The sequence below is a fragment of the Caldicellulosiruptor acetigenus genome (assembly GCF_026914305.1).
Classification (GTDB): domain Bacteria; phylum Bacillota; class Thermoanaerobacteria; order Caldicellulosiruptorales; family Caldicellulosiruptoraceae; genus Caldicellulosiruptor; species Caldicellulosiruptor acetigenus.
In genome coordinates this window covers 440,168-457,213 of sequence record NZ_CP113866.1, presented here as the reverse complement: position 1 = coordinate 457,213, position 17,046 = coordinate 440,168, and the positions used below count along the sequence as shown (strand labels likewise).

Sequence of the window (17,046 nt, the reverse complement as noted above, 5' to 3'; positions counted from 1 at the left end):
TCTCTATTACTGTTATACCACGTCTTCACGAAAAACTACCCAAAAAAAAGGCAGGGATAAAAACCCTGCCTTGAGCTTAAGCACTTGCCTGCTGTAGCTGTTTGTCCTGTTTTTCCCCGACTCTTTCCAGGATGTACTCGACTGCCCTTTCTGCTTTCCCGGCTGCCTTGACGATCATGGTTTTATCTTTTTGCAGTTGTTCCAGCCAGTAGTTGATGTATGCGACGTTGTTTTTGAAAGTCTCCGGTATATCCAGACCATACATGCTAAGCAGAAAAGCACTTCCGATTTCAGCAACCAGTTCTTCCTGAGCATAGTGCCAGTCGCCAAACCTGGAATGTCTGTGACGGTCCAATCTGGTTTTGTGCCCTGTTGAATGTACAATCTCATGGTATACGGTGCTGAAGTACTCTTCAATCCTGTTGTTACCTTTAAAACTTGAAAATGGTGGCATATAAATTGTATCGTTTGCTGGTGAATAGCAGGGTTCATAGTTGCCGTGTTTGATAGGACATATGGTGTTCCAGTCAGTTACAATCTTTAATGCCCTCCTAACTCTTTCATCAAAAGGTACCGGGGTAATTTCTTCCTTTTCTTTCTTCCTTGCAGGCAAGCCTTCTACATCATTGACATTGAAGACATAATAGTACCGGAGCAAATAGACTGTTTTTGTATTTTCCTGCTGTTCTTCTTCCACGACTTCTACAGTTTCTTCGTTTTCCGGGATGTCCCTGGTTTCCTGCTTGACTGTGTCAACCTTCCAGAAGACTACAATGTATCCTTTGGCACCTTTCTTCAGTCTTGCACCAAGTTTGCTTATTTGTTTGAACGTCAGGTATTCACCGGGTTCCAGGAGAAGCAGATTGACACCATTGTAGGGACGTCTGGTTTCCCAGTTAACCGGTCGACTATCAACACGCCAGCTTTTGTGCCAGGGAACAACCCCATTTTCCAATTGTTCTAAAATTCTTTCAGTAACAATCTCAGATACTTTAGACCCAAAGAAAATCTTATCCATAGCAAACTCCCCCTTACAGCAAACTTTTATTTGCAAACTACCAAAAGGGGAGCGAGGAAGAGTTTACTCTTCCTCATAGTCGTCACAGTCATCATCGTCGTCATACAAAGGAACGTGGCAATCGCTGCATCTGAATGTTCCGTACATTCCCTGGCAGAACCACTCTTCCTCGCTTTCATACCAACCAGTTCGCTCCTGGCAAGAAGAACAGGGACTCTCATGAATAATAACCTTGCAACCATCTTCCAATCTCTCAACTCTGTATAACGCAGTATCGTGAGAAACAAACCCCATGAAAGTTCCTACCACCACAATCACCCCTGCAAACTTTTTGTTTTTGGCAAACTGCCAAGGCAGGAAGGGCAAGGGGCAAAGCCCTTCCTACGCTGCAAATCGTCTAACAAACGATTCCGGTACTGCGAATACAAAGCGTGTTATTAATTGTCCTCTCTCTGCGTCAATAATGTAGTTTAACAAAAGCTTTACGGGCACTTTGCTTAATCTGTTTTTTATTTCTTCTGTGTCCATGGTTGTTGAATTGCTAAGTACATACAGGTTGGTTGCCCCCGTTGAATTTAAACATACCAGTGCAAACTTAATCATAACTGCAAACCCTCCTTTGCTAACTTCCAGAGGGAGGGGCACAAGGCAAAAGCCTTATGCCGTCTTTCTTTTCTGCTGCTCTTGTAGTTGTGTCTGTAGATCCATTTCCATATCCTGAATGCGCCAGTCGACATATTTTATCAGTTCTGTAAGTTGTTCTTTGACAAGCTGCTGGTCTGCATTTTTTCGTGGTACAAATACATCATTTCTGAGCACTCTGATTGTATACTTTTTTGTTGGGTACTCTGGATATACGCCGTAGTTGAGATAGAAGTTAACTTTACCTAAAATGATAGTCAAATCAGTTCTAAGAGTTCTCAAGTCATCAAAGTTAAGTTTCGCGATTTCAACTTCGTTGAAAGATCCTTTTTCAAAGACCTTTATATAATCCATGCAAACTCACTCCCCTGCAAACTGTATTTGGCTAACTGCCAAGGGGAGCGAGGCAAGATTTACCTTGCCTCTTTGTTCTTAGTTTTTGTAAGTCTGTAGGTTACTCGCTTTGTGCCCAGGTGCTCAAGTTCCTGCTCTGTAATTTTGAGTTTTTTAAGGTTTGTTAGCGTACAGTTCAAAAATTGAAGCGGGTCTTTTCCAAGGCTTTGGATATAGTCATAAACTTTTCTTGTATCGAAGTCCCAGTTGTTTACTACGGTAAGCTTCCACACACTGGTACCTGTATTGACTTCCCCAAACTCTTCAATATAGTCTCTCAGCATTTCTTTCTTGAGCTCTAACAGATTTTCGAGTTCCTCAATTTCTTTTGCCAGTTTGATTACATCTTCAGCAGTAGAAACACTGTTGCATAAGCTCTTGTACGGACATTTCAGACAAACACCAAAATCACTGGTTTTTGGGAAAACTTCAATGTCTTCCGACAAGTCGTAATCAAACTGGCATTCAGCGATGTTTTCCAGCATTTGTTTGGTCCAATCCAGAGTTTTCTGTATATTTTCTTCCTGCAGGTCAATTTCAACATCTTCAGCATAGCGCAGATAATGAAACAAAGCTTTTTCTACATCCAAACCTTCCTGTCTTGCACCATGGGTATATAAAAGCAGTTGTCTTGGATCTGAATTTTTGACCCAGTTAGTTTTCCAATCAATAATCTGTCCGTTTGCTACTACATCAATCACTCCGTCCATCTGTATGCCATCTACCGAAAATCTTATGGGTCTTTCTACAAACTCCTGCGGTGTTCCTTTGAGTGCATATACTTTGCCGGTCAAAAAGTCAGCAATTTCAGCAGTTTCCTCGCCAGTAGTTATGAACCTTGCAATGCCTTCATGTATTCTTTTGCCCAACTCCAGAGCAGGTGTTGAGTATTCAAGTCCTTGAATGTACTTGTAGAAATACGCTCTTGGGCACTTCTCGAATAATGCTAACTTTGAATAACTCCCTGTCCACGTTTCAACCATACCGGATTCCCCTTGCAAACTCTTTTTGGCAAACTGCCAAAAAGAAAAGGGAAAAAGCTACTGGTGGTCTGCAGGTTGCTCTTTTGTGTTGATAACAAACTCGAAACTTCCGAACTTCCAGTGGATGTTTTTCTTAAAAGCAACACAGTACCCCACCAGTAGCACAAAGCCCAGGATACTGAGCCACAAAGCCCAGTCGAGGACTGCAGCGACAGTTTTGAGAATTTGCATTAGCATGGTGTTGTTCACTCCTTTTTTGTGGTATAATGATATTAGGTGGGTACGTTAGGGGTTATATGAACGCAGGCGTTTGAATAGGGAGTAGTTAGGTCTTTACCTAACTACTTTCTTTTTTATGCGAACTTTGAGGGGTTTGAGAGAGATTTCTATATCAACATTTGCTCGAACAAAAAGTACAGCAAATGCAATTACAATGAGAGTTAATGACCTGATAACGAGCTCTATTATTACCCTATCCAAACTTCATCACCCCCTTCTTTTGTAAACTTTTCCCCTAACGTACCCGCATCTTATTGTCTGGGGGTGATGTTCCTGCGTTGTTTCCTAATAAGCAAACTGAATTGTTTGCTAACAATGATTGGCAAACTTCCAAAACAAATTGTCTGTTTTTGTCTGCTTGTGGTATAATAATACTAGGGTGTGTTGGGGAAAATTTATGGCAAATGCGGGTGTTGGAAGAGAAGTGGTAAGGATATTACTTTACCACTTCTTTTTTTATGCGAATCTTAAAGGGTTTCAAGCTAAAGTAGATTTTGAAGTTTGCCTTTGCAAAACAAACCGACACAATAGCAACGATTGATACAATGGATAGTAATACAGGTTTAACTATAGCTTCCAACACTATCACCCCCTATTTTGAAGTTATCTACCCCAACACACCCGTGTCTTTAAAAGGGGGTGATAATACCCGCATTGCGTGCTTCAATCACATCAAACTTTGTTGAGCAAACTTTAATTAGCAAACTTCAAAGCCAGAGACAGGCTTTGAACCTGTCTCATTACACCACACATGACACTGAATCAACTTTGTCTAGAATCCTTTTCTGTGGGAGTTTGAGAATTTTCTCGGGTCTTCTTTTCAGGTCTTCGTCAACCAGCTCATATACAGCATACAGGAAGTCGCCGAACTTGACTTTATTTGCAAGCTGAGCGTATGCATCATAGAGTTTTTCTACAATCTGGTCCTGTGTAGCATCGTCTAACCATTCAAAACCTATCCGCATTTCTACAAGTCTTTCAAAAATCATAAGTTTTTTCAAAGCATCAGCGTCCTTGTCGGTTACAATGTTATACAGTTCTCTGTAGCTCATTAGGAAACCCTCCTTGCCAACTTTTACTGGCTAACTGCCAGGATGAGCGGGGCAGTGTAGCCGCCGCATCACAAAACCTGGAACCTGCGGATAGCTACTATCTGACCTGTCTCATCTCTTACTGCTGACTGAGGTCCAGTATCAGGAGAAACAAGGTCGTTTCTCTGAATGCCAAGCTCTCTGCAAGCCTGCAGAGTTACTGTTGATACAATATAAACAGTGTTCTCATGTGACTCTGGAAGTTGGACGTCAGTGAACCTTGTTGCGACAACAGGAATTCCATCAATGTCTCTAACAATCTCCTGTACAGTGTTTACTCTTACTGCAAGCCCAGAAGGTGCAATCTCAACAACCTCTCCGTTCTCCCTCACCACACGTACCGTGTGCGGTGTGCAGTTTACTAATCTGACCATCTCAAACACTCCTTTCTGCAAACTTTGTTTTTGGCAAACTGCCAAGGCAGGGCGAAGGGGGAACTCCCTGCCTTATTCTTCTATCGAATTTACAAAAAGCATACCAGATGAAAGTCTTTTCACTGTAACCTTACTGAATATAAATCCTTTTTCAATCTGTTCCATAACATTCTTTTGATTACTAACTATTTCAAATTCGCCTTCGTCTGCAATGACCTTTACCTTCATATAGTCTGTTCCCTTTTTGCTCTGCATAATGACCGGGTCATCAATGACTGCAACGTTATGGAGTTCAATCACAGTAGATAGCTGAGCTGATTGTTGTGTTTCTTCAGTTCTTGGTTCTTTTTCAGGCAGTGGAACAACTTTTTCTTCTTTATTTGCCTGTTCAGTATCAACTGACCATTTTGTTTCTGGTTGTTCAGTTTGCTCACCTGATTGAGAAATAATCACAGGTTCTTTGCTAAGTTCCTGTGGTTCGACTGGCATTTCTTCTACACCATAGAGTCCCTCGAAATCTGTTGCAAACGCTTCACGGAGAGCTTGCTCTAAAGCGACTTTTCTGATCATTGTTGCAGGCATTTCTCGCCAGCTTTTCATTGGTTGACCGTCTTTCTTTCTTCTGATGTACTCATTCAGCGAAACACTTACTTCGATAGGAACCTGCCAGTCTTTTCGGTATACTCTTGCCCAGCCGCCTACAAGTTCCTCACCTGTGAGAACAAGACTTCCCTTTCTGTATTCCAGTTCACCGTTCTCTTTTCGGACGATCACGCCTGCTTCCCATCCACTGCAGCAAGGATTTTTAGATGCTCTCTTCACGAATACGTCTTTTGATACTACAAGTGTTGCAGGTTCGTCGCCGTATTTAATCAGGTATGCTTCTCTCAAAAATGGATTCAGCCTTTGATGCTGGCATAGTTTAAGAAACATGAAGACTTCTGCATCAGTAACTTTTGCCGGGTCGCCACTAACTAAGTACTTTTTGATAATTTCGGGCGATAACCTAACTTTTCCACTTTCAGTGTCGTATTCTACTGTTCCCCCTTCAATCTTTCTTGCAAGTTCCTTTACATCACTCATCAAACTCAACCTCCCGCAAACTTATTTTTGGCAAACTGCCAAACACCGGGCAGGAGAAGATTTTCCTGCCCGACTTCTTTACAGGTAATCCTGAATACGAATGTACTTAAAATCATTAAGCAATTCAGGTTTTCGTTTTAAATCTTCAAATACATACTCAGCATAACCGCCATTTCTGTAGTATCCAAAGAATCCACCACAATCTTCAACAAATTCAAGTTCGAATTTTAAGTTCGGGTACTTCTTTTCAACATACACGACAAGCGGTGCTACTGGAGACCAGGCAGTATCGAAGGTGTATATTATTCTGGCATTCCCTGCATTGTCTTTTTCGACCTTTACATCAACATCTTCATCGTCCACGAGATCCCATTTAGTACCCCATTTAGCGCATTGCCATTCGTATCCGTTTGGAAATTCTTCGTCGGGCAACGACGCAACGTAAAATATGTCTGCTTTATCGTACTTGTTACAAAATTCCTTCCATTTTCTGTAGCCTTCCTCGCTCGGGTCCCAGTAACCTTTTCGGAGAACAACCAACGGTATAGGTCTTAGCGCTGAAAAAGTATACTGTTTCTTGTTTGTTTTTTTATCCCCCGAGTACACCTGTGGAATACCATGGAACTGTCGATCAAATTCCATCACATCTTCTTCTTTTCCGCACACCACAAGCACATTCCTGCACCAGTTTGGCATACAAACCACTCCCCCTGCTAACTTCTTATTTGGCAAACTGCCAAGTCAGGAAAGCAGGAATTTTCGCCCTGCTTTCCTAATTGACTCTGACCGGAAGAATGACTGCAACAACCGTGTCATTTTTAACAGCAGTTACTCTTGCCATTTCAAAGTTCCAGAGCAGTCTGCATCCAAGCTCTTTTCTAAGCAATGTGTAATAATCCAGAGCAATACTTACACAAGCACCTGGAGTAACATATAGCTCAACCCTGCCGTCATACGGAATGTTTATTTCTGCAAAAGGTTTAACGTAGTATTTGTTCCTGTTTTTCTGGTAGAATTCTCTCTCTTCTTCTAAAAGTTGTTTTGCTTTTGACATCACAAGTCCGTACGTTCTCAGTGGATGCAGACGCATGAACATGTCCTGTGGTAGCACATCTTTCCTGATTACAAGAGGAACAGGCGAAGAATACTCATACTCATGAACCACCACATCTTCATCGTAGAAGAAAACCCTGGGGCTTTTCTTTTTGCCGGAAAAAATACTGTCAAGAACAATGCAGATCGTATCGGACATGCCAACCACACTCCCTGCTAACTATGATTTGGCAAACTACCAAGACATGACATCCGAACAGCAAACCAGATTTGCAAACTGAAATGTCCCTGCAAACACAAAAAGCCCTACTGGACTTTTCACGTCCAATAGGGCTAACTATCGTTGGCAAACTAAACTGTTTTTATTACTGACTTGTTATAGTACTTCAACCTGTTTTTGTTATAAGCATATTTATAACACTTTCTTGCAATATCCAATTCCTTTCAGTTTATATTATACCACAATTTTAACTCTTTGCAACAACTTTTTCACAAACTTTTGTTTGCAAACTGCCTGGGTGGGAGTTTATTTCCCACCCAGTGAATACCAGACTTCTTCCGGGGTTGCCTGGTCTTCTCCAAGGAAGTAGAAAGCGTCTACTCTCAATTTAACTTTCTTTCCTGTTTTGATTTCTACTGCGTCGAAGTGGTACGAAGCAAGTACGCCTTTTGTATCCGCCATTGCAATTGTCTTTTTACCGCTTAACAGTTTATATCTTCTCAGGACAAATCTTTGGATGTATCTCTGCAGTCTCCTTTTCTGCAAACTCACCTGGATACGCCCCCTTGCAAACTGTTGGTTAGCAAACTCCCAAAGCTGAGGGCGAAGGGAAACCCTCAGCCTGCCTTTTCTACTTCTGGCAGTGATGATACCCAGACTGGTACAAGTCCTGACTCTTCCAAAAAACACTCCAACTCCCTGCACCAGTAGCGTTCGAGAACCAGTGCTTTTATGTCTTTGACCACACCGACAAACCTGCCAAAGTAGTATATTTTGCCATCTTCTATCCTGCACGCATTGAAAATAATCATCTTAAACTCCCCTGCCAACTTTTATTAGCTAACTTCCTAAATGCAGTTTTGCATTGTATGTTTGGCGTGATATAATTACAGGTAAGGGTGCACAGGGGTAGTGTATAAGTGGAATTGGTACAGGGAAAACGGATGAGAATTATCTCATCTGTTTTTTCTTTTCCCCCAGCACACCTGTTTTGAAAAAAAGATTTTTAAACTACAAAAACAAAGCAAAAAGCCCTGATTGAGCTTTAAAACTCAAATCAGGGCTAACTGTTACTGGCAAACTATTGTATTGGATTTTGAAGGACACTTCTCATACCACAGGCATTTAACCTGCTCCGCTCCCGCTGTGGGGTGAAAACGAAGGTAGCGTTAAACTACCGTGCTCCCGCTAAGGGGAAAAATTACGGAGTTGGTTCTTTTGATTAATATTATACCACTCACACATTGGTTTGCCAACTACCGAGTGCAGGGAAAGGGGGAGCGAACCCTGCACTTTTATGAAGCTTTCAGGAGACACTGAAGTTTTGCACGGATTTTTTGTGTTCTTGTAGCAACCTGCTTTTCTGTCAATCCCAACTTCTCAGCAATTTCCTTGAAGCTGTATTGCTTGAGTCGCAACAACAGGATCTTCCTTTCTTCATCTGAAAGCAATTCAACAAGTTTTCTTAGAGTTTCGCTGTACATTACTTGTTCTTCGACCTCGGCAGTAGGACTTTGAATTGTGTCCTTCACACTTAACTCTTCATCATGATAGTTGTTTGGGTTAATGGGAGCATCCATTGAGACCACCTGTGGCACAACAGCATCAAACTTGTTGAATGGCGGTCTTATTGTTTTGTCCCTGTTTATACATCTGTCCATATTTCGTTTAACATAGTATACAACAAGAGTGATGAACGATACACCCAAACTCTCGTCAAATTTTTTGGCTGCCTGCAATATTGCACAGTAGCCTTCCTGCTTCAAGTCTTCAAATATGTCAGGTCTGTTGTATCTGGCAGCGATTGAGATAATCAAAGGTTCATATGCTCTTATCAATTCTTCGGCTGCCTTTTTATCGCCCTGTTTTACCCTGCAAACCAGTTCTTTTTGTTCATCCAAACTTAACTTGAACATGGCAAACTCCACCCCTTTCAGCTAACTTTTATTGGCAAACTGCCAAAAGGGGCAATCAAAAAAGTTTCGGTACAAAGTTTACGAAAGTGTGGTATAATTAAATTAAGGGTGAACAGGGGCTGATTTATGTCAAAGTGGTACAGGGTTAAGCAGTTGAGACTTGTTTCAACTGCTTTTCTTTTTTATAACGATGCGTGGTGGTTTCCCGTTAATTTCTACATATACATTCCCCTTGCTTTAACAACAACGATATATGTTAGTACTATAACACTAGCTGAAATAATAAGTGCTATGACTATATCTTTCATCGTAGTTATCCCCCCTTTCTTTTTTTGCTCTTTTACCCCTGTTCACCCGTGTCTAAAAAGGGGGACACAACAACCCTGTACCAAAATTTTTAGCAAATCCAGCAAACCAGAAGACGCAAATAAGTTATCAGCAAACTACCGAAAAACGCAAAAGCCCTGACCGAGCTTAAATGCTCAAGTCAGGGCTAACTACTTTTGGCAAACTGTATACTCCTTATGGTATTACCTCTTGAAGGTTTACTCCGTTTTATTTTTACATTTCTGTAGACGTGTTTTTCTTACACGTCTACCTAATTTATTTATACCACAATTTTGGTTTGTCTGCAACAAAATTTTTTCAACTACTGGTGAGAATTTTGTTTGGACTCTGGAAGCAACCTTTCAGCAGGTGGTCCAATCCCTTACCTAATCTTATGTAATCGTTTACAATACGCCTTTCCCGCCTTTTGCTCTTTACCTTATCCTGCCTCTGGTTCGAAAGCCCTTTGCAGGTTTGCCTGCTACCTGCAAAATTAGCTATGTCAAAGCTTTAAAGACTCGTCGTGTGCCTGCAAAGGGCTTTTGGTTCAGGTCTCTGGTGGACGCACCAGCAAAAACCCTGCTATTTCAGTGAGACAATATGAAATAGCGAACATCAGTTCGAATGCTACAATACTTCGCTCATTTCCAACAAACCTTTTGGCTTACCCCTATGGAAGTTGTATCTAAAGCCCGGGAAGGTATTTTACGAAACCAAAAAGCCCTGAGAACTCTGTTCCCATGTCTCTTCTCGATTAGGAATTGTATAGGTTCTCCAGTGCTTTCTCCTGTACTTCCCTGCTGGGCTGTTTGTAGCGCATTGTGGTCTCAAGTTTTTCATGTCCCAGCAGATATTTAACGTCAAATACATTTGTGCCTTTGTCTATCAAAGTCTGTGCAAATGTATGACGCAGCATGTGTGGATGCAGCTCAATTCCAGCTCTTTCAGCGTACCTTTTAACCAGTCTGTATATGCTGTTGGGTTGCAGTGGTTTACCTGTACTGGTCGTGAACAGAAAATCGCAGTCTATGTGTTTCCGCTTTTCAAGGTACTGTGAAAGAATTTTCCGCATATCACTGTTGAGTGGGATCTCACGATACTTCCTCCCTTTCCCGAGGACTTTGAGTTTGCCTTTGCGTTCTCCAAATTCAACGTCATCAATTTTCAAACCTGCTACTTCTGATAAACGCAAGCCTGTGTTCAGGAACAGTTCAATTATCGCAATGTCTCTAATTTTGCCGTACATATACACTGTTTTTCTCAATTTAAACACTTCCTGCTTTGAGAGAGCTACTGGTGCAAGGTTGTCTCTAACATCTTTTACCTGTTTTAGATTTTCAGCAGGGTTTGTTTGCAAATAGCCTTTTGCAACGAGAAAACATCCAAACTTTCTCAAAGCCTGTATCTTCCTGTTGACCGAGCTGGGTTTCAGCTTCTGTACTGTTAGCATGTAGGATTTGTACTGGGTTAGCACAAACTCGTTGAATGCTGAAGATCTTAATTCTTCCCCAGTAGTTTCTTTGTACCACTTAAAGAAAAGTTCAATGTCTTTAACATAGTTTATGACTGTCTTTTGAGTGTGGTCTATTACCTTGAGCCATTGTTCAAATTCTTGCAAAAGCATCTTAAATCCCTTCCTGAACATACGCTTCTACAATTCCAGAGAGTATTTGCTATTATTTCCTTCCGCTTTCTTCAACCTTTCCTGCAACAATCTCAAGTTTCGTGTCGTTTTTTCGTCAACACTTATTTCAAGGATCATTTCATCCCCTTTTTTCACTGGTTGTAGATTTTCAGGAAAGAAATTTACGGGCAGCACAATGAGACCACCCCATCTTTTTAGCGGCACATCTTCTAAAGAAATTCGTACATACATACCATCATTTTCCCACACAACTCCGTGAAAAGTAGCCATTTAAAAACACTCCTCTTTCCCTGTTTTACCACTCATCATTGACAATCTCTGCAACCCAGGGTCCGTCTGGATTGTTTTTTGTGTGCCAGTCGCAGTAGTCCCACCTGCTTACGTCTCTGTTGTAGTAGTGGCAAAAGCCATAGCAGGTTGTCCACCCTTCAAAATACCCGCAGTTCTCGCAGAAGAGCCAGGTGTCCATTTTAAATACCCCCTATGCCAGTTTTTTCTTGTATTTCTTTTCACACTCCTTACAGACACAACCGTTTTTAAACCCATGGCACTGGGCTTTGCCATAGCACTGTGCTTTACGGCCGTACAGGATACATTTTTCGCACCCTACATTCATCCCCCAACCATCCCAGAGCATCCATGGTTCTACGGTTGTTACTGTTTTGTCGTAACACTCGTTAATAAAATCAATAGCTTTTTCTAATTTCTCCTGTGCCCTTTGAATATTATTTGCTTGAATTGTTATCTTCTGTATTTTGCTTGATTTCTTTGTTCTGTATGTTAGCTGAAAGTTTGCCATCTAAATCATCTCCCAAGTTACGGTTTACAAACTTTGCATGGGATATAGCCTTTAGAAATAGCTTCTTCTTTTGTCTTGAAATACACTCTATGACCGGTTGTAATCTTTTTAGCCCATGTACACCAGGGATAATGAAACTTCTTCGTATTTGAATTGCCAATGTACTTATACCCAGTTGTCGAACTGCTGGGTGGTGCCTGTGGTTTTATCGCTGATGACTTTTTGTCTACCTTGATTGTTTGTCCATCGCTTGTTATTGTTATTGTCCCCTGCTCATCTGTTCTTAAAATTTCAGCACCCAAACTTTTTAGCTTTGACAAAGTTAGTGGAGACGGATGACCGTACGGGTTGTCTTTCCCTACTGAAATCACTGCATACTTTGGTTTAACAGTGTTCAGAAATGCTGAGGTTGATGAGTATTTGGACCCGTGATGTCCAACTTTGAGAACATCCGATTTTAGCATTGCTTTGAACTTGCTGTTGTGCAAAATCTTTTCCTCTATGTTTGACGTTGCATCTCCCATCAGCAAGAAACTTGTCTTGCCGTATTCAACTTTTAGCACAATCGAATAGTCATTTAAATCTTCGTATTTGTCTTTTTTGTTTGGACTCAAGACAATCATCTTGACTTTACTGTCTGGTGAAATGTTTTGGCCGACATCTGGAACTGTTAGTTTCAGCCCTTTGTTCTTGACTGCCAGCAAAAAACTCTCAAATGCCTTTGTATTGGTTGTCACATTAGGAGCATACACCTTGCCAACCGCAAAGTTTTGAATAATTACATCCATGTTGCCAATGTGGTCCTCATGTGGATGAGTTACAACAATGACATCGAGCTTTTTGCTACCCTTACTCTTCAGGAAATCTAGAACTGCACTCTCTGCTGTGTTTGGACCACTGTCAACCAAAACATTCTTGCCTGCTGGAGTCCGGATAAGGATACTGTCACCCTGTCCAACATCAATAACATTGACGTTCAGTGTTTTCTGTGTTGCTGCAAATGAGAAAGAAAACAATGAAAAGGCAAAAGCTATTGCAAACAAAACAGATACAATATGTTTCCTGATTCTAAGCAACACAAACATCTCCTTTCTCTTTTCCTTAACAAAGTTATACCATAAATATTATGTCGTTGTTTCTATTTCTTTTTCTAACTTGTCTGCAACCTTATACGCTGCCAGCAAGTGCTTGCACTCTCTGTGTCTGTTGACAAAATCAGGACAGGTGCAGGCTCTGTGCAAAACATCTACAGCATAATCTTCTGTGCCGTGTGCGATGAAAATATGGTCTGTTATTTGTTCTAAATTTTCTACCGGGAAGGTATTGGGTGGTGGTCTGGTTATTGCCTTGTTCGAAAGCGAATCTGCAAACCGGTTCATTTCACGTGGGATCCACCTTGCTTTAACCCTGTCAAACTTTTCTAACAGTTCTGTCGCCTGATTGTAGAGTGCATACAGGTGTGGCATGTTTATGTTCCAGTTGCCAAACACCTGATTAATCGCAAGCTGGCTGTCTCCCATGATTTCTAATTCCTTAATACCCAACTCCAGAGCCTTTTGCAATAGTTCTATCAGTGCGAGGTATTCTGCTTCGTTGTTGGTTCTGATACCAAGCTCTTTTGAGTATTCCATAATCACCCTGCCTTCAGGGTTGACAATCACAATTCCTGCACCTGCTGGACCGGGATTGCCCTTTGATGCGCCGTCGAAATAGCCTTTGTACATGCGTATTCTCCTTTCTAACCTGTTTGTTGTTTGTGTGCCCATTATTATTTATACCATCGTTTCTGAAAAATTGCCCTTATTTCTTCACAAATTGCAAACTATTTTAAGATGGTCAGGACCGTATCTGTTCTTGACTACTTCCACCATGTTTTGGAGTGGATACATCAATCTGTGCAAACCAAGAATAATATCAGCGTCCTGATATATATAGTCGTGCAATATTTTTTTCGGTGTATCAAAAGTTATGATATCGAAACAGTACCTGATACTGGTCTGCTTTATGGTCATGTTTATTTGTCTGATACGTGTATTCACATCACTGAAAGTACATTTTGTATCCAGTTCTTGATAATCGTCCACAATGACTAATTTCAAATTCCTGAAATGTGTGGCAATATCTTTTAGTTCCTCTATACAACCAATTGGACTAAAATATACGGGTACTTTTTTTAATTCTTCATGTGCGAAAAATGTTAAAAACCTTTCGTATGTTCTTTCTACTGGAGTGGAACAATTTGCGAGTGAACTACCATCCACTTTCAGAGGTGGAGGCTTCCTGCTTCATTGACCAGACTTGCTGCCATGGCTTTATCCCCGGCAGTAGAGATCCAATCTCCACAGGCGTGAATTCGGGTAGTTCCTACCCTACTGACTCCTTATATATGCAACTGCATACTTTCTTAGATTCTTTGCTGCATTTTCATCTCTGTCATGAACTGCTCCACATTCAGGACATTCCCATACTCTGTCATTTAACCTCAATTCACTGTAAATATATCCACAATTACTGCACATCTTAGATGATGGGAACCTCCTGTCTACCTCTATAATTTTTCTGCCATACCAATCTGCTTTGTACGAAAGGTATCCTAAAAACTTCGACCATGAACTGTCCATTATGTGTTTTGACAGTCTTGTCTTTGAAAGTCCCTTTACATTCAAACTTTCGACCACCACGACTTGGCTCTCGTCTATGATGGTCTTGGAAAGCTTGTGCAAAAAATCTTCCCTTGCACTCTTTACATACTCATGCTCTTTTGCAAGCCTTTTTCTTGCTTTCTCCCAGTTTTTAGAGCCTTCCTTCTTCCTCGCCAGCTGCCTCTGCAACCTCTTGAGTTTCTTCTCAGCTTTTATAAGATACTTCGGATATTCAACCTTAAAAGTCCCTGTATCATTTACAATTGTTACAAAGCTCTTCAAACCCAGGTCTATTCCACAAATAAAATTCTTTGGCTCTTTTATATCGTTTCTCGGGTCCTGTACATCCACAAGTATGCTCACATAATATCCGCCTGTTTTCGTTTTAACAATTGTTGCAGATTTTATTTTGCCTTCAAACTTCCTGTGAAATATTGCTTTTATTCCGCCTTTTATCTTCGGCAGATAAAGAAAACCTTTTTCAAAATCTACTCTAATCGTTTCTCTACCATTTTTAGATTGCTGATTATTGGTTGTGTATGACTGCTTATCTTTCTTTTTCTTGAACTTCGGTATTCTAAAGTGCTTCGGATTTTTGAAATAATCTCTAAATGCCTTTTCCTGCTGAAGTTGAACATTTGCCAGACCAAGACTGTCTACTTCTTTCAGGAAAGGGTATTCTCTTTTATATCTTGCAGGAGTTATTCTTGGAATCTTTTTACCCTGGCTTAATGCTTCTAACTTCTCTTGAAGCATCTTGTTCCATACAAACCTGCAACAGCCAAAAGTCTTTTCAAAAAATTCTTCTTGGGCTTTATCAGGATATATTCGGTACTTATAAGCTTTCAGCATTTTCTTTTCTCACCTTGACTTTCAATGTATCTTCTAATCATTTCAACTGGAGCTCCACCACTTGTCAGCAAACAATAACTTCTTGACCAAAAATATTACTTCCACAGCTACTGAATATTTATCAACCGCAATTCATCTCCACCTTATTGAAGATGGAGACTTCTTGCGGAAAGTTTGTTAAAACTGTTCCACCCTGGAGTGCAACACTTCCAGCAAGTTTGATCGCTAACGAGAGAAAATCCACAGGTGGATAAACCACTGCATATATCCATTTCCCACCTTCCAGAGGACCTGCAATCTCGTCAAACGCTTTGTGCCCGTACCATATCCTTGGCTTTTTCAGGTGTTCCAGAAGTTCTTTAACTAATTCTTCTGGGGAGTATGCTCGTGGAGTATCTTTGAATCTTCTCATCTTTCCCACCCCCGCTAATTGATTACTGTTCTTTAGCTTCTACAAAAACCTGTTTTTCCGGTTCCCAGTAAAGCATGATCGTATTAAGCTGGTTATCTCTGTTCTTGGCAACTATCAATTCAGCCATCTTTGCTTCAGGGTCGTTTTTTCTTTTTCTCTTTCCTCTTTACTCCAGTAATGGCTGTCCCTGTAGAGAAACATGATTACGTGCGCATCCTGTTCAATCTGACAGGAGTCGCGCAGATCTGCGAGAATCGGTCTTTTGTCTTCCCTGTTTTCCACGCTTCTACTGAGCTGTGCAACTGCCAGCATTGCAACATTCTCAGTTCTTGCAATATTGCTGAGTGTTCTTGAAATAGCACTTACTTCTTCGTACCTGCTGCGATAGTGCGAATCTACTTCAAGATTCTGGAGATAATCAACTATCACAAGGTCCAGATCAATTTTGTGCTGTGCCTTTATTTTCCGAATTTCGCTCAAAACATCATAAACAGTTATGCGTGGTGTCAGGTTATGCGAACGCAGGAAGAATTTTTTCCCCTTGAGCCAGTTGAAACCGGCAACGAACTTTTTCCACTGTTCGTCTGTCAGTCTTCCCTTTGAAAGGTCTTCATAAGTTGCAACACCACCCCTTGCCATGATTTTGTTCATGATTGCGAAAGGTGGCATCTCTGTGTCGATGTATAAAACCGAATAGCCATCCCTGATTGCATTTGTGGCAATATTTACAGCAAGAGTGGTTTTCCCCATGGAAGGTCTTGCAGCAAGCACTGTCATAGTTCCTTTCTGAAGGCCATTTATCAGTTCATCAAGTTTCGGGTATCCTGTGGGTACACCTGCTATCCTGCCGCCAGACATATACAGTTTCTCAATGTGGTCATAGTACGCCACAAGCAACTTGTCCATGTCAAGACTGGTAACATTGTATGCCTGATAGTTCCTTACAGTGTCAAGCTCAGCTATCAGACTGTCAACGTCACCATCGTTCATAATAAACTTTTCGCATATCTCTCTTGCTTTTCTCCTTTTGTAACGGTTCATAAACTCTTCAAAGTATTCATTAAAAAATACGGTAACAATCGTTTCGAAAGAAAGAAAACCGATTGTATCCTGTACGGTTGGTGGAAACATCGGCAGTATATCAACAACTTGAAAGTTTGGTTTTTTAAAGTACATGTCCCTCATCACCCTGAAGATTTCTCTGTATTCCGGGACAGTCCAGGCATCCTCGGGAATGACAAGCAGTTTATCCCTGTACTCTGGATTGTTAATAAGGCACCCGAGCACATAGTCTTCAACCGTGAAATTAAGAATCAC

Annotated in this window: 26 protein-coding genes and 1 pseudogene; all 27 read right to left on the bottom strand. The window is 41.0% G+C overall.

Annotation, left to right across the window (positions count from 1 at the left end):
* Window positions 1–76: 76 nt before the first annotated feature.
* A complete protein-coding gene (locus OTK01_RS02105) occupies window positions 77–1,018 on the bottom strand; it encodes an ArdC family protein (RefSeq protein ID WP_269011753.1) in 942 nt (313 codons plus the stop codon).
* Window positions 1,019–1,081: 63 nt separating this feature from the next.
* Window positions 1,082–1,327: a hypothetical protein gene (locus OTK01_RS02100; protein ID WP_269011752.1), complete on the bottom strand. Its 246-nt coding sequence runs from the start codon at window positions 1,325–1,327 to the stop codon at window positions 1,082–1,084.
* A 72-nt stretch (window positions 1,328–1,399) separates the two neighbouring features.
* Window positions 1,400–1,621 carry a hypothetical protein gene (locus tag OTK01_RS02095; protein WP_269011751.1) on the bottom strand — a complete coding sequence of 74 codons (222 nt, stop codon included), beginning with the start codon at window positions 1,619–1,621 and terminating at the stop codon, window positions 1,400–1,402.
* 54 nt (window positions 1,622–1,675) lie between these two features.
* On the bottom strand, window positions 1,676–2,014 hold the full coding sequence (locus OTK01_RS02090) for a hypothetical protein (RefSeq protein ID WP_269011750.1): 339 nt from the start codon (window positions 2,012–2,014) through the stop codon (window positions 1,676–1,678).
* A 59-nt stretch (window positions 2,015–2,073) separates the two neighbouring features.
* Complete coding sequence (locus OTK01_RS02085; RefSeq protein WP_269011749.1) at window positions 2,074–3,036, bottom strand: RecB family exonuclease; 963 nt, start codon at window positions 3,034–3,036, stop codon at window positions 2,074–2,076.
* Window positions 3,037–3,093: 57 nt separating this feature from the next.
* A complete protein-coding gene (locus OTK01_RS02080) occupies window positions 3,094–3,273 on the bottom strand; it encodes a hypothetical protein (protein WP_269011748.1) in 180 nt (59 codons plus the stop codon).
* Between the two features lie 96 nt (window positions 3,274–3,369).
* Entirely contained in the window at window positions 3,370–3,516 is a 147-nt protein-coding gene (locus OTK01_RS02075) for a hypothetical protein (protein ID WP_269011747.1), read from the bottom strand.
* Window positions 3,517–3,751: 235 nt separating this feature from the next.
* On the bottom strand, window positions 3,752–3,895 hold the full coding sequence (locus tag OTK01_RS02070) for a hypothetical protein (RefSeq protein ID WP_269011746.1): 144 nt from the start codon (window positions 3,893–3,895) through the stop codon (window positions 3,752–3,754).
* A gap of 160 nt (window positions 3,896–4,055) precedes the next feature.
* Window positions 4,056–4,367: a hypothetical protein gene (locus OTK01_RS02065; protein WP_269011745.1), complete on the bottom strand. Its 312-nt coding sequence runs from the start codon at window positions 4,365–4,367 to the stop codon at window positions 4,056–4,058.
* Between the two features lie 68 nt (window positions 4,368–4,435).
* Window positions 4,436–4,780, bottom strand: a complete 345-nt coding sequence (locus tag OTK01_RS02060; protein ID WP_269011744.1) for a hypothetical protein — start codon at window positions 4,778–4,780, stop codon at window positions 4,436–4,438.
* A gap of 72 nt (window positions 4,781–4,852) precedes the next feature.
* Window positions 4,853–5,863, bottom strand: coding sequence for a phage recombination protein Bet (gene bet / locus OTK01_RS02055; protein WP_269011799.1), 1,011 nt, complete (start codon window positions 5,861–5,863; stop codon window positions 4,853–4,855).
* 78 nt (window positions 5,864–5,941) lie between these two features.
* On the bottom strand, window positions 5,942–6,559 hold the full coding sequence (locus OTK01_RS02050; protein ID WP_269011743.1) for a DUF1281 family ferredoxin-like fold protein: 618 nt from the start codon (window positions 6,557–6,559) through the stop codon (window positions 5,942–5,944).
* A 76-nt stretch (window positions 6,560–6,635) separates the two neighbouring features.
* Window positions 6,636–7,115, bottom strand: a complete 480-nt coding sequence (locus OTK01_RS02045; RefSeq protein ID WP_269011742.1) for a hypothetical protein — start codon at window positions 7,113–7,115, stop codon at window positions 6,636–6,638.
* A gap of 327 nt (window positions 7,116–7,442) precedes the next feature.
* The gene (locus tag OTK01_RS02040; protein ID WP_269011741.1) at window positions 7,443–7,688 is read right to left on the bottom strand and encodes a hypothetical protein; all 246 of its coding nucleotides are present in this window, start codon (window positions 7,686–7,688) and stop codon (window positions 7,443–7,445) included.
* 65 nt (window positions 7,689–7,753) lie between these two features.
* Entirely contained in the window at window positions 7,754–7,948 is a 195-nt protein-coding gene (locus OTK01_RS02035) for a hypothetical protein (protein WP_269011740.1), read from the bottom strand.
* Window positions 7,949–8,431: 483 nt separating this feature from the next.
* Window positions 8,432–9,052: a sigma-70 family RNA polymerase sigma factor gene (locus OTK01_RS02030; RefSeq protein ID WP_269011739.1), complete on the bottom strand. Its 621-nt coding sequence runs from the start codon at window positions 9,050–9,052 to the stop codon at window positions 8,432–8,434.
* A 1,081-nt stretch (window positions 9,053–10,133) separates the two neighbouring features.
* Entirely contained in the window at window positions 10,134–11,003 is an 870-nt protein-coding gene (locus tag OTK01_RS02025) for a tyrosine-type recombinase/integrase (RefSeq protein ID WP_269011738.1), read from the bottom strand.
* A gap of 27 nt (window positions 11,004–11,030) precedes the next feature.
* Window positions 11,031–11,294, bottom strand: a complete 264-nt coding sequence (locus OTK01_RS02020; protein WP_269011737.1) for a hypothetical protein — start codon at window positions 11,292–11,294, stop codon at window positions 11,031–11,033.
* 25 nt (window positions 11,295–11,319) lie between these two features.
* The gene (locus OTK01_RS02015) at window positions 11,320–11,493 is read right to left on the bottom strand and encodes a hypothetical protein (protein ID WP_269011736.1); all 174 of its coding nucleotides are present in this window, start codon (window positions 11,491–11,493) and stop codon (window positions 11,320–11,322) included.
* Between the two features lie 12 nt (window positions 11,494–11,505).
* Window positions 11,506–11,823: a hypothetical protein gene (locus tag OTK01_RS02010; protein WP_269011735.1), complete on the bottom strand. Its 318-nt coding sequence runs from the start codon at window positions 11,821–11,823 to the stop codon at window positions 11,506–11,508.
* A gap of 17 nt (window positions 11,824–11,840) precedes the next feature.
* A complete protein-coding gene (locus tag OTK01_RS02005; RefSeq protein WP_269011734.1) occupies window positions 11,841–12,908 on the bottom strand; it encodes a ComEC/Rec2 family competence protein in 1,068 nt (355 codons plus the stop codon).
* A gap of 39 nt (window positions 12,909–12,947) precedes the next feature.
* Window positions 12,948–13,547, bottom strand: coding sequence for a ribonuclease HI family protein (locus OTK01_RS02000; RefSeq protein WP_269011733.1), 600 nt, complete (start codon window positions 13,545–13,547; stop codon window positions 12,948–12,950).
* An 84-nt stretch (window positions 13,548–13,631) separates the two neighbouring features.
* The gene (locus OTK01_RS01995) at window positions 13,632–14,084 is read right to left on the bottom strand and encodes a hypothetical protein (RefSeq protein WP_269011732.1); all 453 of its coding nucleotides are present in this window, start codon (window positions 14,082–14,084) and stop codon (window positions 13,632–13,634) included.
* Between the two features lie 108 nt (window positions 14,085–14,192).
* The gene (locus tag OTK01_RS01990) at window positions 14,193–15,317 is read right to left on the bottom strand and encodes an RNA-guided endonuclease TnpB family protein (RefSeq protein ID WP_029229028.1); all 1,125 of its coding nucleotides are present in this window, start codon (window positions 15,315–15,317) and stop codon (window positions 14,193–14,195) included.
* Window positions 15,311–15,412 (bottom strand): annotated as a pseudogene (locus OTK01_RS01985) (transposase); the annotation flags it as partial. The pseudogene OTK01_RS01985 and the gene OTK01_RS01990, both read right to left, overlap by 7 nt.
* Before the next feature lie 26 nt (window positions 15,413–15,438).
* Window positions 15,439–15,729: a hypothetical protein gene (locus OTK01_RS01980; RefSeq protein WP_269011731.1), complete on the bottom strand. Its 291-nt coding sequence runs from the start codon at window positions 15,727–15,729 to the stop codon at window positions 15,439–15,441.
* A gap of 114 nt (window positions 15,730–15,843) precedes the next feature.
* Window positions 15,844–17,046, bottom strand: a complete 1,203-nt coding sequence (locus OTK01_RS01975) for a replicative DNA helicase (protein WP_269011730.1) — start codon at window positions 17,044–17,046, stop codon at window positions 15,844–15,846.

Coding starts and splice junctions, on each gene's coding strand:
- OTK01_RS02105 (WP_269011753.1), bottom strand. CDS start 1,018: ATGGATAAGATTTTCTTTGGGTCTAAAGTATCTGAGATTGTTACTGAA.
- OTK01_RS02095 (WP_269011751.1), bottom strand. CDS start 1,621: ATGATTAAGTTTGCACTGGTATGTTTAAATTCAACGGGGGCAACCAAC.
- OTK01_RS02090 (WP_269011750.1), bottom strand. CDS start 2,014: ATGGATTATATAAAGGTCTTTGAAAAAGGATCTTTCAACGAAGTTGAA.
- OTK01_RS02085 (WP_269011749.1), bottom strand. CDS start 3,036: ATGGTTGAAACGTGGACAGGGAGTTATTCAAAGTTAGCATTATTCGAG.
- OTK01_RS02080 (WP_269011748.1), bottom strand. CDS start 3,273: ATGCTAATGCAAATTCTCAAAACTGTCGCTGCAGTCCTCGACTGGGCT.
- OTK01_RS02065 (WP_269011745.1), bottom strand. CDS start 4,367: ATGAGCTACAGAGAACTGTATAACATTGTAACCGACAAGGACGCTGAT.
- OTK01_RS02060 (WP_269011744.1), bottom strand. CDS start 4,780: ATGGTCAGATTAGTAAACTGCACACCGCACACGGTACGTGTGGTGAGG.
- bet (WP_269011799.1), bottom strand. CDS start 5,863: ATGAGTGATGTAAAGGAACTTGCAAGAAAGATTGAAGGGGGAACAGTA.
- OTK01_RS02050 (WP_269011743.1), bottom strand. CDS start 6,559: ATGCCAAACTGGTGCAGGAATGTGCTTGTGGTGTGCGGAAAAGAAGAA.
- OTK01_RS02045 (WP_269011742.1), bottom strand. CDS start 7,115: ATGTCCGATACGATCTGCATTGTTCTTGACAGTATTTTTTCCGGCAAA.
- OTK01_RS02035 (WP_269011740.1), bottom strand. CDS start 7,948: ATGATTATTTTCAATGCGTGCAGGATAGAAGATGGCAAAATATACTAC.
- OTK01_RS02030 (WP_269011739.1), bottom strand. CDS start 9,052: ATGTTCAAGTTAAGTTTGGATGAACAAAAAGAACTGGTTTGCAGGGTA.
- OTK01_RS02025 (WP_269011738.1), bottom strand. CDS start 11,003: ATGCTTTTGCAAGAATTTGAACAATGGCTCAAGGTAATAGACCACACT.
- OTK01_RS02020 (WP_269011737.1), bottom strand. CDS start 11,294: ATGGCTACTTTTCACGGAGTTGTGTGGGAAAATGATGGTATGTATGTA.
- OTK01_RS02015 (WP_269011736.1), bottom strand. CDS start 11,493: ATGGACACCTGGCTCTTCTGCGAGAACTGCGGGTATTTTGAAGGGTGG.
- OTK01_RS02010 (WP_269011735.1), bottom strand. CDS start 11,823: ATGGCAAACTTTCAGCTAACATACAGAACAAAGAAATCAAGCAAAATA.
- OTK01_RS02005 (WP_269011734.1), bottom strand. CDS start 12,908: ATGTTTGTGTTGCTTAGAATCAGGAAACATATTGTATCTGTTTTGTTT.
- OTK01_RS02000 (WP_269011733.1), bottom strand. CDS start 13,547: ATGTACAAAGGCTATTTCGACGGCGCATCAAAGGGCAATCCCGGTCCA.
- OTK01_RS01990 (WP_029229028.1), bottom strand. CDS start 15,317: ATGCTGAAAGCTTATAAGTACCGAATATATCCTGATAAAGCCCAAGAA.
- OTK01_RS01980 (WP_269011731.1), bottom strand. CDS start 15,729: ATGAGAAGATTCAAAGATACTCCACGAGCATACTCCCCAGAAGAATTA.